Raw genomic sequence first — 13,851 nt, 5'->3', positions numbered from 1 at the left:
GTTATACTAGGGCAGTAAAATTAATTGCAAGGATATCATAATGATAACACCAGGACTTGATCAAGAATTGCAGCAACTGCAGGGCGTTTACCAACTTATTACCGAATTTTTAGTTAATTATAGTTTCCAGTTAATCGGCGCGGCGCTGGTCTTTTTATTCGGTCTGTGGGTCGCTAGCAAAGTCTCGCGCTTAGTGGCTAAGCAGTGCGAAAAGCACCAAATCGACATCACCCTAAGTAACTTTGTCAGCAATCTGATCCGCATCCTGATCATTGTCATGGTGGCCATTATCGCCCTAGGCAAGATAGGCATTAGCGTCACCCCTATGGTGGCCGCGATTGGTGCAGCCTCCCTCGGCGCGGGTTTAGCCTTACAGGGCATGCTGTCGAACTATGCCGCTGGGGTAACTATTATTGTGACTCGGCCTTTTGTAGTCGGAAATACCATCGAAATCAAAGGTGAAAGTGGTGTCGTCACACGGATTAATTTAGGGATGACGATTTTAACCAATGAGGAAGGCGAGCAAATTAGCATTCCCAACAAGCATATTGTCGGCGAAATCTTACATAACTCCTTCAGTAATAAGCTGGTCGAAACCCAATTTAACCTGAGTTATAACAACAATCCAGAAGCGGCAATAAGCCTAATCACTGAGCTGCTGAGCCAAAACCCCAATGTCAGTCAGGACACTACGCCAAATATTGGTATTAATGGTTTTAATGCCATCGGTATTGAGGTTGGTGTGCGTTACTGGGTGCCAACTCAAAACTACTTCCAGCATAAGTATAAGATTAACCTAGCAATTTATAACGCCCTCAAACAGGCGGGAATTGAAATGGCTTGCCCAGTGCGAGAAATTCATTTGCAAGAAAAGTAAGCGCATCCGCCGAGGCGAATGGCTTATACCATTCGCCCCATCTAACACAGTTAACTTGCATTTTTTTCGGGATACGCGTTTACTGTGCAGCCCAAATATCGATAGTGACGGAATACTATGTTGTTGATACTTATCATTATAGCTTTTATCGTACTCTTTGTTTTTTTCGCAAAGTACCAAAAAAAGAAGATTCAAGCCGAAGCACTTGCCGCAGGAGAACCCTCAGCGTTACTCAATCATGGATTGACATTAATCAATCAAGGCGAAGTCAATTCAGGCCTAGACTATATTCAGCAGGCCGTCGATAAAGGTTTCGCCGTGGCAGCCATTGCCATGGCCGAACTGTATTCGGGCCGTTTCCCACAGGTTCCGGCCGATATCAAAGCGTCTAATGATTGGTATCGAAAGGCCGCCGAGATCGATCCACAATATTTACCCATGCTCACCCTGACTAGCTTGGTCGCCTCTGAGGCGCAAACACCCGAGCAGTTAGGCGAACAGGTAGAACAGCTCAAAGCCAGTGCAGAAGCGGGGCAAGTCGAGTTTCAATATGAGCTAGCCTATTTGTATCTCAGACAACCCTTTCTCGATCCCGATGCTAGCCAAGCCATTTATTGGTTCGAAAAGGCGGCTGCCCAAGGAAACCAAGATGCCTATTACCACTTAGGTACACTCTACTGGCACGATGAACGTGTTACGCCCGACTATAGCAAAGCGCGGGAATACTTTGAGAAAGCCGTCGCCGCCGGTGATGAACTTGCAAAAGATAACTTAGGCCATATGCTGGCATCAGGCCAAGGCGGCCCTAAGGACCTCGTCCGCGCCGAAGCTTTACTCAGCGAATATGCCGCAGAAAATGATTTTCGTCAGTTTTACCTAGGCAAACGTTTCCTTTATGGTGAAGATTTTGCCGTCGACTACGGTAAGGCCCGCCATTGGTTAGAAAAATCCTGCGCCGCTGACAATGTCTTTGCTAAGTTAGCGCTGGCACACCTTAAACTACTCGACCCACAAACGGATAATGACTACCAGCAGGCAAGAACAGAATTTGAAACGCTGGCGTCCCAGTGGCAAGAAGAAGCCCTATTCGGCCTAGGTAAAATCTACGAGGAAGGCTTAGGCGTCTCGCGCCAACCGATTAAAGCCTTAATGTATTACCAACTGGCGGCCATGAGCCATATCAGTGATTATCAAGACGCATATGAGAAGCTCAGTAAGCGCTTGGGCACCCTAGAGATCCGCGAAGCCCAAAGCCTTTGTAATAACTTTCTGCATCAACACCCAATCCCCAATGAGCAGCAGGCTTATTACCATCTTAACCAAGCAGAAATCTACCGCAAGGGTGAGCATCCGAGCCGCGAAGCGCTGCAAACCGCAGAGACTTGGTACCGTAAAGCTGCCGACTTGGGCAGCCAAGATGGTATGCAAGCCCTCGTTGATATCAACCGCCATGAGTCGATTGATAAACCAGTACAAACATATATTTGGTCGAGTATATTACTGCGCAACTTTGGTAAATACGGGATGAATAGCGATCAACTCTTGTATCAACAACAGGCCCTATCCCGCTTAACGGAGTCCGAGCTGTTGTATGCCCAAGATGAAATCGAGAGGATTGAAACTCAGCTAGCACCTTACTTACAGAGTAATGAATAAGGATTAAGTTGCTGAATACTGGGGTTTAGCTGTTTGGCCAAACCCTATGATTAAAAACCACGGCTTAAGCCGTGGTTTTGCTCAAATGCCGCAGCAATGTTGCCAGCGTAGGCGCAACGGTTTGATGGGATGGATAACACAAGCCAATACGGCGAAACATCCTAGGCCCATCGAATTTAATCTGTTTAAGCCGAGGCTCGTCTTCGATTAATCCATCGGGGAGAAAACTCACCCCAAATCCCGCCAGAACCAGCGACATCACTAAAGACTTAGATTCCGCCTTCGCCACCAAATTGAGCGACAAATTGCTGCAGGCGAGTAAGCCGATGGTTTGCTGATGCGCCTCGCAGGGTGGGCACTCAATAAAGTCATACTGGCTTAACTCTTCGGGGCGAATACTGCTGAGCTGCGCAAGCCTATGCTCACTCGGCACACACAGCACATAGTCCTCCTCCCATAACGGAAAAAACACTTCATCCTCATGGCGTAAACTGTCTAAGGTTAACCTGCAATCCGCAGGGCTTTGATAATCCACCAGCTCTAAATCTAAATGGCTAATCGCCTGATTGATTTGAGTTAATAACCCTGCAAGACGACGCTGACTCAGATCGGGCATCACGGCTAAGCGCAGCTTTTGTCGACTCGCTTTTGCCATAAATAGAGCGGGTAATTTACTGGCCTCCTCCACCAACTTAACTGCCAGTGGATAAAGATAGTGGGCACTATCCAAAGCTTTTACGCCCTTTTTACTGCGCTCGAATAAGGCGCCGCCAAGCTCTTCCTCTAACTGTTTAAGCCCAGCAGAGAGCGAGGGCTGGCTGACATAACAACGTGTTGCCGCCGCGGTAATATTGTTTTCTTCATAAATTGCGATAAAAAACCTTAATAGGCGTAAATCAACCATTTGCCGTCACCTTATCTTCTCAGCATGCTGTCATAGGTAAAGCCTATCATATTCAGTGGAAATAAGTATTTTTCAGTCCAAAAACCGCCACTTATACTAACGTCCAAGTTAGAAATTCATCAATCAACCCCATTTAACGCTTACAAAGATAGGAATGACAAATGACAAATACTACTCAGCCCCTCGTTGTGATCACTGGCGCCTCATCGGGCATAGGAGCCGCCATCGCCGAACAATTTAGCGCCGCAGGACACCCACTCTTACTGTTAGCGCGCCGAGTCGAGGCAATGCAAGCTCTTGCTTTACCAAACAGTTTATCCATCAGCGTTGATGTAACCGATGCAGACGCTATCAAGGCCGCCATTAACCAAGCGGAAGCACAGTTTGGCCCAGTCGGTTGCCTTATCAACAACGCTGGCGTCATGCTGCTTGGGCAAATTGATACTCAAGATCCCAACGAATGGAGCCGCATGCTCAATATCAATGTGATGGGTGTACTCAATGGTATCCATGCAGTGTTAGCCGGAATGAAGGCGCGCAAAACCGGCACCATTATCAATATCAGCTCAGTGGCGGGACGTAAGACCTTCCCCAACCATGCGGCTTATTGCGCGACAAAATTTGCCGTGCATGCCTTAACCGAAAACATCCGCGAAGAAGTCGCAATGGACGATGTACGCCTAATCACCATTGCGCCAGGAGCGGTCGAGACAGAACTCTTAAGCCACACCACGGATGATGCTATCAAAGCGGGCTATCAAGATTGGAAAGTACAAATGGGCGGCGTGATTGCCCCCGAAAACGTTGCCGCAGCAGCATTATTTGCTTGGCAACAACCGCAAAATGTCTGTGTGCGTGAGATAGTGTTAGCGCCAACACGCCAGCAACCTTAAGCAACGTGCTTGGCACGACCTCGCTATAGTCATGGGTAAAACGCAGTGTGCGAGTGCCACTGCGTTTAAAAATATAAAAATCGACCGAGTGTGCTCAACGCCTAGCGGCAAAAACCTCCCCCTCCACACAGCAAAAATGGAGCTAAATCATTCCGAACGACTACTTTAGCGATCGCAAATTTTACAAAGTGTTAACTCGATCACTCTCATTTTTCCGCCCTATCCGACTTAAAACCCTAGCTGCGACACAACAGGCTAATTTAGCAATAAAAACAAATCATTGTTTTTGAAATTGTAAATTCCTACCCAAATCATTCCACCACCAATCAATTAGATTTTTATCAATGAAATTTTTATCAATTAGATTTTTTTAATGGAAGTGATATACCTCAAATAAACATCCCATCACCTTTGATAAATTTATTCACAAGGTGGAAGCAATAGCCACATTCCACCAACAAAGTCATGTGAATGACAATTAAGAAAGGATGAGATGATGAAAACTTCAACTAAGATCGCAATCGCCGTCGCGCTGATTAGTAGCTTAGGCCTTCAAGCCTATGCCGCCGAAGGGGGTAATCCTAAAAAAGGAAAGCACCTCTATAAAAAAGAATGTAAAGCCTGCCATAGCCAAGGTGGTGAAGGTGGCGAGCTAACCCCAATGAGCAAAACCATGAGCCAATGGGATCGCTTTTTCGACAAAGATAAACACAAACTCAAACCTGAGGTATTCAATGGCCTCACTGAGCAAGATCTCAAAGATATACAGCAATTTCTGTATGACCATGCTGCCGACTCGGAGCAACCGCAAACCTGCGGTTAATTGCTGCTGAGCCTAAATCAAAGGGATAACCGCAGGCCTGCAACTGCAAGTTAACCCATTGAAATAAAATCCAAGCCCAATAAGAGAAAAATGGGGAGCACACCTCAGGGCCTCCTGTTGGGTAAATTTGGCACAGAGCCTTGAGCCAGTGCCAGCGGAACACTCAGGGAGAAACCCTATGCGTACACGTACACTCATTTCGATATTGGTTGCTAATGCGCTGTTTATGTCCGGCCAAACCTTTGCCGCAGCCAACGAAACGCCAGCCGACACCCAAAAAATGGCAGAGCTGAAACAACAGCTTGCCGATATCACCGAACAGCTCGATGAACTCAATAGTCGTGTCGATAAAACCGAACGCCACACCTCGTTAGATCGCCTTGAAATCACCGGCGACTTTAGAACCAAGGCTCACTCACTGCATTACCGCGATGTCGTTTGGAACCCCGCCATTAAGGTTAACTTTAATGACTTTGGCGCCAAGGCCATGTCCGGCGCCTTTGGGATGCCAAACGATCCTAATTCACCTCTCGGACAGATGATGCAAGCCAACCCAGACCTTGCGGCCGCCTTTCAAAATGGCATGTTACAGGGCGTGATGCCCTATGTACTCGCGCAGCAACATATCCAAGATATTGATAACGATATCTTTTACACCACTCGCCTGCGGTTAAATCTTAAGGCCAAGGTATGGGATAACGTCAGCTTTGCCGGTCGTCTGAGCATGTACAAAAACTGGGGCGACTCCACAGGCGTACAAGTGTTCGACTCTTGGCGCTCATTTACTATGGATGGCACCAGCAGCGGTAACACCAGCGGTGACTGGCTGCGAGTAGAGCGCGCCTATTTCGACTGGAAAAAAATCAACGGCTCCGAGTTTTACCTCTCGATTGGCCGCCGCCCATCCACCTATGGCCCACCAAGCCACTACCGTGAAAACGAACTGCGTGGCGGCACACCTTCGGGCCATTTAGTTAACTTTAACTTCGACGGTGCAACCTTAGGCTACAACCTAGGGGAAATCACTGGAGTTGAGGGGCAAGTGGTTCGCTTCTGTTATGGCCAAGGCTTTGAATCCCAATGGGGTAATGGCGAAATGTTTGGTGATATCGTCACCAAGGATACTCACCTCGGCGGCTTTAATATCGATGCCATCAACGACGGTACTAACTTCCTGCAATTTACCCTTTTTGGTGCCAAAGACGTGAACGACGGCTTTAAAGGCACTATGGCCTTCCCGACCCAACTGGCGGGAATTTTCGCCCCCACCATGTACCAGGATATGCAAAAGTTTGACAACTTTAACTTTGTCACCCGAGTGCAACCTAGCGGCGTCATTGGTGATATGTACCTTGGCGGCATTGGCTTTGCGCGGGAAGAAGCTAACGATATTAAATGGTTTGCATCACTGGGTTGGACACGCGCAGAGCCAAATGGCAATGCTGGCATGTTCGGCGGCATGTTATCCGATGCGGTGTTTGAAGCTGAGCTCAATAGCACAGGGACCGAAATCATCATGGTGCCAAAAACCAGCGATGATACCGATACCAAAGATGGTTATGGCATCTATGTAGGTATCCAAATCCCAGCGCCCTACGGCAAGTTTGGCTTGGAATATAACTACGGTTCTAAATATTGGACGCCCTTCACCCAAGCCCAAGATGACCCAATCGGTAGCAAGTTAGCCACCCGTGGCCATGTCGGCGAAGCCTATTACATCTTTGATATCAATCCCAAAATGTTTATCAAACTGGCTGGACTCTACTACGACTACGAATACACAGGTAGCGGCACACCTGTGGGCGCACCACAAAAAATCGATGAGGTGCTAGCGGGCTCAGCCTACTCGATGCTACCGGTAGTCGATAAGGCCTTCGATGTTAACGCCTCGCTGACCATTAACTTCTAACCTAGACGCCATTCAGCCCTCGGTATCGCCGAGGGCAGGAGTACAGAATGAAAAAACTCATTGTTATTGCCTTAGCGGGTATGGCGTTGCAAGCGCAGGCTGCCAATCCCCATAAAGACGTTCTTAAAGGCCCCTTCGCCACAGGTTCTGAGGTCACGACTCAGTGCTTAACCTGCCACGAAGAACAAGCCACGGACATGATGAAAACCTCCCACTGGACATGGGAATTAGAACAAAAGCTCCCCGATAGAACCGTATTACGCGGTAAGAAAAACAGTATCAATAACTTCTGTGTGTCGATTTCCAGCAACGAGCCTCGCTGCACTAGCTGCCACGCTGGTTATGGTTGGAAGGACAGCAATTTTGATTTTAAAGATAAAACCAAAGTGGACTGCTTAGTCTGCCACGACACTACAGGCACCTATGTAAAAGACCCTGCTGGTGCAGGTGAACCCATGGCAAAACTCGATCTGGCGAAGATCGCGCAAAACGTGGGTGAACCCGTGCGGGATAACTGCGGTAGCTGCCACTTCTATGGTGGCGGTGGTGATGCGGTCAAACATGGGGATCTAGACTCCTCCATGGCCTATCCCGATAAAGCCACTGATGTACACATGGACAGCGACGGCAATAACTTCCAATGCCAAAACTGCCATACCACTGAAAAACATCAAATATCAGGTAATGCGATGGGCGTATCCCCTGGCGGTATTGACCATATAGGTTGTGAGAACTGCCACGAGAGTGCGCCGCATAGCAACAAAAAGCTCAATACCCATACCGCAACCGTGGCCTGCCAAACCTGCCATATTCCCTTCTTCGCTAAGAATGAACCCACCAAGATGCACTGGGATTGGTCAACCGCAGGGGATGATAAGCCTGAAACCGTAGATCAATATGGTAAACACACCTATCAAAAGAAAAAGGGTGACTTTGTGTGGGAGAAAATGGTCAAGCCCCAGTACGCTTGGTACAACGGCACGGCTAACGCTTATATGGCGGGGGACAAAATGGACCCGAATGTCGTCACTAAGCTGACCTACCCTATGGGCGATATTAACGATGCTAAAGCCAAGATTTATCCCTTTAAGGTGCATACCGGTAAGCAGATTTACGACAAGAAACTCAACATCTTTATCACCCCAAAAACCTATGGCAAGGGCGGATATTGGAGCGAGTTTGATTGGAATTTAGCGGCGAAACTGGGTATGGAAGCCAATCCAACCATGTTGGAAAAAGGTATTAAATACAGTGGTGAATATGACTTTGCTGCCACTGAAATGTGGTGGCGGATCAACCACATGGTGTCACCTAAAGAGCAAGCGCTTAACTGTAATGATTGCCATAACAAAGGCACTCGCCTCGATTGGCAAGCCTTGGGCTATCAAGGCGACCCAATGAAAAACAAGCAAGGCCCTAAGCATAAGCAACCATAAGCTGTTCCACTCGCTATCGCCTAACCAAACTTAAGGCATAGCGAGTATCGCTCCCCTGCAAACCTTTGAGAGCTTAGCACCCGCTGGCTAAGCTCTCTTTTTTATCGTGGTATATCCGCCGACAAAGACAAATCGCCGCAGTTAAAAAATAACACTGTCCCAGTTTGTCTCAACCAATTGGCACGAAAAGGAGTTTGGCTCTGTTTATAAGTCAAATTAACTGATTTTTATGGCATTTATTTTGCCTAATCAGGCAATGTTCAATTGTGGCAACCTCTATGACCGCGGGCAAAACCCCAACACAGCACCCCACTCAACCGCTCAACCGTTTACTCGGTGAAACCAGCGGTGCATTCGCCGACCTAGGCACTTTTTTACCTTTGGTCTTGGGCTTAATTGCCCTAAACCAATTTTCGCCCCAAGGGATATTTTTAGGCTTTGGCCTATTCGCAATATTAAGCGCCTTATTTTATCACCGCCCTATTCCCGTCCAACCCATGAAGGTCATCGCTGCCCTCGTCATCGCCCAAGGCTTAACGCCCGGGATGCTGCAAGCAAGCGCCATGCTGATGGGTATCATACTGTTAATTTTGGCCTTTAGTGGCGCCATTACTTGGCTTGCCAAGCAATTATCCCAAGCCGTGAGTGTTGGTATCCAGCTTGCTATTGGACTGCAATTAATGTGGATGGGCACTAAGATGATGAGCGACTTTGGGCTGCTCGGACTCGGCGCGTTTGCCTTGCTATTTGTGAGTAAATTCTTACCTTTACGTTACCTTGCTATGCCACTCGTTATTGCTGCGGGCATGTTGTGGCAAGCCAACAGCCAAACCGAAATAACTAGCAGCCTGACTATTCCCGCCTTGAGCGCCTCCCTACATTTGGCTTGGCCTAGTCTTAATGAGTGGAGCTCGGCGGCGATTTTACTGGTGTTGCCGCAGCTCGCCCTCACCTTAACCAATGCAGTGATAGCTACCTCGGCCATGGCGCAGGAAAAATTCCCCGAAGACGCCGCCAAACTCACGCCTAAAAACTTGGCCATTAGCTCTGGGCTTGCCAATTTGTTACTCGCGCCTTTTGGGGCGGCGGCCATGTGCCATGGGGCGGGTGGCCTTGCGGTGCAATACCATTTTGGCGCGCGCACTCACCTCGCGCCATTAATCTTCGGTGGTACTTGTGTGGTGATTGCCCTGTTTTGGGATAGCCAAATTGCGTGGTTGCTCGGGCTTATTCCTGTGGCAATTCTCGGCAGTTTGCTATCCATCGGCGGTTTGCAACTGGCGTGGTCAAAACGCCTTATTGATGGTAAGCCCTTCTGTATCTTTGTGATCCTCGCAACCGCAGTCACTTGCTTGGCTGTCAACGCCGCCGCTGGGCTGGCTGTTGGTATTCTTCTCGAGCAAGGGCGCCGCACTTGGGCCATGCTCGCCATGCGTTAAGCACCAATATCTCCAAGAAAGTAAAAAACACAGCACCTCCCTGTGCTGTGTTTTTATCTCTTAAAATGTTCTTGCAGGATTGGTGGGCGTATCCTTTTGTGCCAGCGTCCATTTCGCTATCGCATCCTTACGCATAAAACCTACTTTTGCGTGTTCCTTAGCATATTGAATAAACTTGTCTAAGGCATTGGCAAGACCTGGCGCCCCCCCGATACGGTCGTGCACACTGATTGACATCATCCGCCGCTGGGATGCGCCTTCCTGATAAAGCATATCGAATTCGTCTTTAAGCTCCTGCAAGAAGGCGGCAGCCGTCATCGCAGTATTGCCACCAAAGCGACCTATATCATTGTTACGTAAGGTATAAGGCACCACGACAAAGGGCTTACCCTGCACAGGGATAATTGAAGGTTCATCCCTTGATAGATCATCAATATGATAGATAAAGCCTAAATCCTGCAGGATATTTAAGGTTTGGGTGCTGTGGCGCATCCAAAACGCATTAAACCCTATGGGACGCTGGCCGGTAATCTTTTCTAAGGTATTGATACTCTGGATGTAAGAATCACGCTCCTGCGCTGGCGACATACTGTATTGCGGTGTCCACGTCTGCCCATGGCCTGAAATCTCATGGCCTTCATCCGCCACTTGTTTGGCAAGTTGTGGATGTAATTCGGCGGCGCGGCCCACCATGTGGGATGTCACCTGAATATTGTGCTTACGCCATAAACGTAGCAAACGCGGTATCCCCTCATTCATCCCGTAGTCGTACCAACTGGGGGTAATAGTATCAGGATAACCCTGCTCCATTGGTGGAAACGGACCTTCGGCGTTTTTATCCTGCGCGCCAGCCTCAAACTGCATGGAGATAGAAATCACTAGTTGTTCGCCATTAGGCCAAAAACGCTTATTCATACTGCCTCCAACAGAAGTTTGTGTTTGATCATCGAGTGCCACTAAACCTGGTAACCCCATGGAAAAGGCTGATTGACTTAGCCCTACACCCGCCACCAAAGCACCGCCCGCCTGTAGACTGGTCTTTAAAAATTGTCGACGTGGGTTCATGACTTGGCTCCTGTGGTCACAGCTTTAGCGGCAAACTGGCTAAATAGCGTCTGATAATCCTCAAGGTGCCAGTTGTCTGTGATAAAACCATCACGCACTCGGTACATATCTACGGCGCGAAAATCAATTTTTTGCCCTTGTCCACGCTGTTCACCAAAGACACCGGTAAAATGGCCATTAAAGCGGAGACGCACAACCGCACGGTCACCGACCACCAGCAGATGCTCGACGGTTACCGAGAGATCGGGCACCGCCGCCCTGAAGTGCTTAGAAGCGTCGAGCGGACCAGTAATCCCCTGTGCACGACCTTCTGGCAAGGTGCGATCGATAAAACTGGTCGCTAATGCCCAGTGGGCAAATGTTGGGTCGCCTGTATCCCAAAAACTAGCGTATAGCAAAGCGGCGTGGGCAATAGATTCAGCCTGTGGTGAACCATCGCTGATCAGCTCCATTGCCGTTACCTTAGGAGTAAGAGCGGTTTTGACATCAACACTGGCTTGGGTTGAACCCCCTTGAGCGGCAAATGCCGTCATGCTTAGACTCGCAAGCGCAAAGCCTATAATGGCTAAGCCGAGTAATCCTGAGCTCCATAAACCGACTTTTATCCAAGGCGCAACGGCGCAATAAGTACGATGTTGCATTATGCCACCTCATCATCACTAGAGCGGATCACAGCTCGCAGCGCCGTTTGATAACTTGGATAATCCGTATATCCAGCCGCACTGCCACCAAATAATGGCCCCTTATCGAAGGGTGATAGGGGTAATTGATTGGCTAAACGATAGGGCAGATCGGGGTTAGCGATAAAGGCGCGACCAAAGGCCACTAAATCGGCATAACCTTTTTCGATAACCTCATTGCCACGCTCGACATCGTAGCGACCCGCCACAATAATGCTGCCTTTAAATACTTTGCGTAGCTCGATTCTGAAAGCCTCAGGCACCTGTGGCGCATCGTCCCAATCGGCTTCCGACAAGTGCAAATATGCTACGCCCAACGCCGATAAATGCTTAGCGGCTAACAGGATAGTATCGACTATCTCAGGGCAAGCCATGTCTTTAAAAGTCACATAGGGTGCGAGGCGAACGCCTACTTTATCGGCGCCAATCTGGGCACTTACCGCTTCAACCACTTCCAATAAAAAGCGAATACGTTTTTCGGGCGTGCCGCCATAGGCATCGGTTCTGTGATTAGAGTTAGTTCGAAGGAATTGGTCGATGAGATAACCATTACCACCGTGGATTTCGATACCATCGAAACCTGCGGCAACGGCATTTGCCCCTGCCTTGGCAAAGTCGGCCACTACGCGGTCGATATCTGTTTGGGTCATTTCCCTCGGCTCGGGGCAGTCCACCATTTGCCCCTCGGGATGCTGTTCATCAACAATCCACACCTTAGTGCCAACAGGGGTTATCGCCGAAGGTGCAATAGGCGCCCCGCCCTGCTGAAAAATGGGATGGGACACTCGGCCCACATGCCAGATTTGATTAAAGATTTTACCACCCGCTTGATGAACCGCCGCGGTGACTTTTTTCCAGCCGTCAATTTGTGCCTCGGTATAAACGCCGGGGGTAAAAGAGTAGCCTTGGCTGTCGTCCGAAATTTGGGTCGCTTCGGTGATGATCAGACCTGCCGAAGCACGCTGGGCGTAATATTGCGCCATTAAGTCGTTGGGAATATTCCCAGGCTGTGTGGTACGCGCCCGAGTCATCGGCGCCATCACGATACGATTTTGCAGTGTCAGCGCCGCTGACTCATAGGCTGTAAATAAACTCATATGCACTCCGAACCATAAATGAAGTTTGAATATCTGAGTGCAATAGTGCATTAATTAATCTATATTGATAATCGGCCAAATATTTAAATCATTTTCAAAAATAATTTGATATGTACCATATAAATGATCTGCAACTCGCTCTTCGTATCGCTGCGCTCGAAAGCCTGTCCGCCGCCAGTAAAGAGGTCGGCATGACGCCCGCCGCCGCTAGCGCCGCCCTACAACGGCTTGAAAAAAAGCTAGGTTGTCAGCTGTTTGCTCGCTCCACTCGGCGATTGCAACTCACGGAAGAAGGGCGAATATTTCTCGATGCCGCCAAGCCTGCCCTAGTTTTACTCGAAACTGCTTCTGCCAATTTGGCCGAACATAGGGGCGAACTCAAAGGTGAAATACGTATCGCTCTCCCCTCTGATATTGGCCGCACGCGGATCCGCGGTTGGTTAGATGAACTAATGGATAGTGCGCCAGACCTGTCGATCCAACTCTATTTTGGCGATCATATGGCGGATCTTATCGATCAAAATATCCATTTAGCCCTACGCTATGGCCAGCTTGAAGATTCCAATCTAAAACGACGCCAACTGTCGATGACGCCAAGAGTGCTCGTTGCCTCCCCCGCTTATCTTGCTCAACATGGAGAACCACAAACACTGAACGAACTGAGTCAACACCAAGTGTTGATCTTAAATCGTGGAGGTGAGCCATGGCAGAAATGGAAATTCAGCCACAATGATGAAGCCGTAGAGATTGAAGTGAGAGGAAAACGCTTTTGTAATGATGGTGCCGTTGTGCGCGATTGGGCACTGGCGGGGCGAGGTATCGCCTATAAAAGTTGGCTCGATGTGGCACAGGATGTCACCGAAGGCAGGCTAAAGCTTATCCTAGCCGATAAACTCGCACCTCCGGTGCCACTGCAATTGGTCTATCTGCAAACCGACTATCCAAGCCATAAAATACGCCGCACCATTGAGTTTTTAGTGCAAAAACTGCAGCAATTTAGCCAAGAATATCCAGCGCCTTAGAGCTTAGCTTAGAGGCAACTTGGCTGATTTAAACCACAGCGACTCAATCG

The 13,851-nt window shown here is 48.7% G+C and carries 12 protein-coding genes; 8 read left to right on the top strand and 4 right to left on the bottom strand.

Going from position 1 to position 13,851, the window contains the following annotated elements:
• Window positions 1-40: 40 nt before the first annotated feature.
• Together EYR25_RS01675 and EYR25_RS01670 are read left to right on the top strand one after the other, a co-directional pair.
• Window positions 41-877, top strand: a complete 837-nt coding sequence (locus EYR25_RS01675; RefSeq protein WP_133178299.1) for a mechanosensitive ion channel family protein — start codon at window positions 41-43, stop codon at window positions 875-877.
• Between the two features lie 117 nt (window positions 878-994).
• Window positions 995-2,533, top strand: a complete 1,539-nt coding sequence (locus EYR25_RS01670; RefSeq protein ID WP_133178298.1) for a tetratricopeptide repeat protein — start codon at window positions 995-997, stop codon at window positions 2,531-2,533.
• A 64-nt stretch (window positions 2,534-2,597) separates the two neighbouring features.
• On the opposite strand, the gene EYR25_RS01665 is transcribed toward EYR25_RS01670, so the two are convergent.
• On the bottom strand, window positions 2,598-3,437 hold the full coding sequence (locus EYR25_RS01665; protein WP_023266905.1) for a LysR family transcriptional regulator: 840 nt from the start codon (window positions 3,435-3,437) through the stop codon (window positions 2,598-2,600).
• 161 nt (window positions 3,438-3,598) lie between these two features.
• Between EYR25_RS01665 and EYR25_RS01660 the strand changes: the two genes are divergently transcribed.
• From EYR25_RS01660 to EYR25_RS01640, 5 genes are all read left to right on the top strand, one after another.
• The gene (locus tag EYR25_RS01660; protein ID WP_133178297.1) at window positions 3,599-4,330 is read left to right on the top strand and encodes an SDR family oxidoreductase; all 732 of its coding nucleotides are present in this window, start codon (window positions 3,599-3,601) and stop codon (window positions 4,328-4,330) included.
• 493 nt (window positions 4,331-4,823) lie between these two features.
• A complete protein-coding gene (locus EYR25_RS01655) occupies window positions 4,824-5,153 on the top strand; it encodes a c-type cytochrome (protein WP_011718452.1) in 330 nt (109 codons plus the stop codon).
• Window positions 5,154-5,331: 178 nt separating this feature from the next.
• Window positions 5,332-7,062 (top strand): DUF3373 domain-containing protein, encoded by a 1,731-nt coding sequence (locus EYR25_RS01650; RefSeq protein WP_023266903.1) that lies wholly within the window; start codon window positions 5,332-5,334, stop codon window positions 7,060-7,062.
• Between the two features lie 47 nt (window positions 7,063-7,109).
• On the top strand, window positions 7,110-8,498 hold the full coding sequence (locus EYR25_RS01645; protein WP_088210015.1) for a tetrathionate reductase family octaheme c-type cytochrome: 1,389 nt from the start codon (window positions 7,110-7,112) through the stop codon (window positions 8,496-8,498).
• A gap of 278 nt (window positions 8,499-8,776) precedes the next feature.
• Window positions 8,777-9,937: a putative sulfate/molybdate transporter gene (locus EYR25_RS01640; protein WP_165953539.1), complete on the top strand. Its 1,161-nt coding sequence runs from the start codon at window positions 8,777-8,779 to the stop codon at window positions 9,935-9,937.
• Between the two features lie 60 nt (window positions 9,938-9,997).
• On the opposite strand, the gene EYR25_RS01635 is transcribed toward EYR25_RS01640, so the two are convergent.
• Genes EYR25_RS01635 through EYR25_RS01625 form a run of 3 tightly spaced genes read right to left on the bottom strand, consistent with a single transcriptional unit; the run spans window position 9,998 to window position 12,779 of the window.
• Window positions 9,998-11,002, bottom strand: coding sequence for a polysaccharide deacetylase family protein (locus EYR25_RS01635; RefSeq protein WP_133178295.1), 1,005 nt, complete (start codon window positions 11,000-11,002; stop codon window positions 9,998-10,000).
• Window positions 10,999-11,643, bottom strand: coding sequence for an ester cyclase (locus EYR25_RS01630; protein ID WP_133178294.1), 645 nt, complete (start codon window positions 11,641-11,643; stop codon window positions 10,999-11,001). The genes EYR25_RS01635 and EYR25_RS01630 overlap by 4 nt, the downstream gene beginning before the upstream one ends.
• A complete protein-coding gene (locus EYR25_RS01625; RefSeq protein ID WP_109287485.1) occupies window positions 11,643-12,779 on the bottom strand; it encodes an alkene reductase in 1,137 nt (378 codons plus the stop codon). The genes EYR25_RS01630 and EYR25_RS01625 overlap by 1 nt, the downstream gene beginning before the upstream one ends.
• A gap of 110 nt (window positions 12,780-12,889) precedes the next feature.
• On the opposite strand from EYR25_RS01625, the gene EYR25_RS01620 reads away from it, so the two are divergent.
• Window positions 12,890-13,801, top strand: a complete 912-nt coding sequence (locus tag EYR25_RS01620) for a LysR family transcriptional regulator (RefSeq protein WP_133178293.1) — start codon at window positions 12,890-12,892, stop codon at window positions 13,799-13,801.
• The last annotated feature ends 50 nt before the right edge of the window (window positions 13,802-13,851 follow it).

Source organism: Shewanella decolorationis (genome assembly GCF_004354305.1).
Classification (GTDB): Bacteria; Pseudomonadota; Gammaproteobacteria; order Enterobacterales; family Shewanellaceae; genus Shewanella; species Shewanella decolorationis.
Note: the sequence above shows the minus strand (reverse complement) of the source record. Positions and strands in the feature narration are given on the sequence as shown.

Bases quoted from the DNA above. Each gene is read 5' to 3' on its own strand.
- EYR25_RS01675 (WP_133178299.1), top strand. From the start codon at position 41: ATGATAACACCAGGACTTGATCAAGAATTGCAGCAACTGCAGGGCGTT.
- EYR25_RS01670 (WP_133178298.1), top strand. From the start codon at position 995: ATGTTGTTGATACTTATCATTATAGCTTTTATCGTACTCTTTGTTTTT.
- EYR25_RS01665 (WP_023266905.1), bottom strand. From the start codon at position 3,437: ATGGTTGATTTACGCCTATTAAGGTTTTTTATCGCAATTTATGAAGAA.
- EYR25_RS01660 (WP_133178297.1), top strand. From the start codon at position 3,599: ATGACAAATACTACTCAGCCCCTCGTTGTGATCACTGGCGCCTCATCG.
- EYR25_RS01655 (WP_011718452.1), top strand. From the start codon at position 4,824: ATGATGAAAACTTCAACTAAGATCGCAATCGCCGTCGCGCTGATTAGT.
- EYR25_RS01650 (WP_023266903.1), top strand. From the start codon at position 5,332: ATGCGTACACGTACACTCATTTCGATATTGGTTGCTAATGCGCTGTTT.
- EYR25_RS01645 (WP_088210015.1), top strand. From the start codon at position 7,110: ATGAAAAAACTCATTGTTATTGCCTTAGCGGGTATGGCGTTGCAAGCG.
- EYR25_RS01640 (WP_165953539.1), top strand. From the start codon at position 8,777: ATGACCGCGGGCAAAACCCCAACACAGCACCCCACTCAACCGCTCAAC.
- EYR25_RS01635 (WP_133178295.1), bottom strand. From the start codon at position 11,002: ATGAACCCACGTCGACAATTTTTAAAGACCAGTCTACAGGCGGGCGGT.
- EYR25_RS01630 (WP_133178294.1), bottom strand. From the start codon at position 11,643: ATGCAACATCGTACTTATTGCGCCGTTGCGCCTTGGATAAAAGTCGGT.
- EYR25_RS01625 (WP_109287485.1), bottom strand. From the start codon at position 12,779: ATGAGTTTATTTACAGCCTATGAGTCAGCGGCGCTGACACTGCAAAAT.
- EYR25_RS01620 (WP_133178293.1), top strand. From the start codon at position 12,890: ATGTACCATATAAATGATCTGCAACTCGCTCTTCGTATCGCTGCGCTC.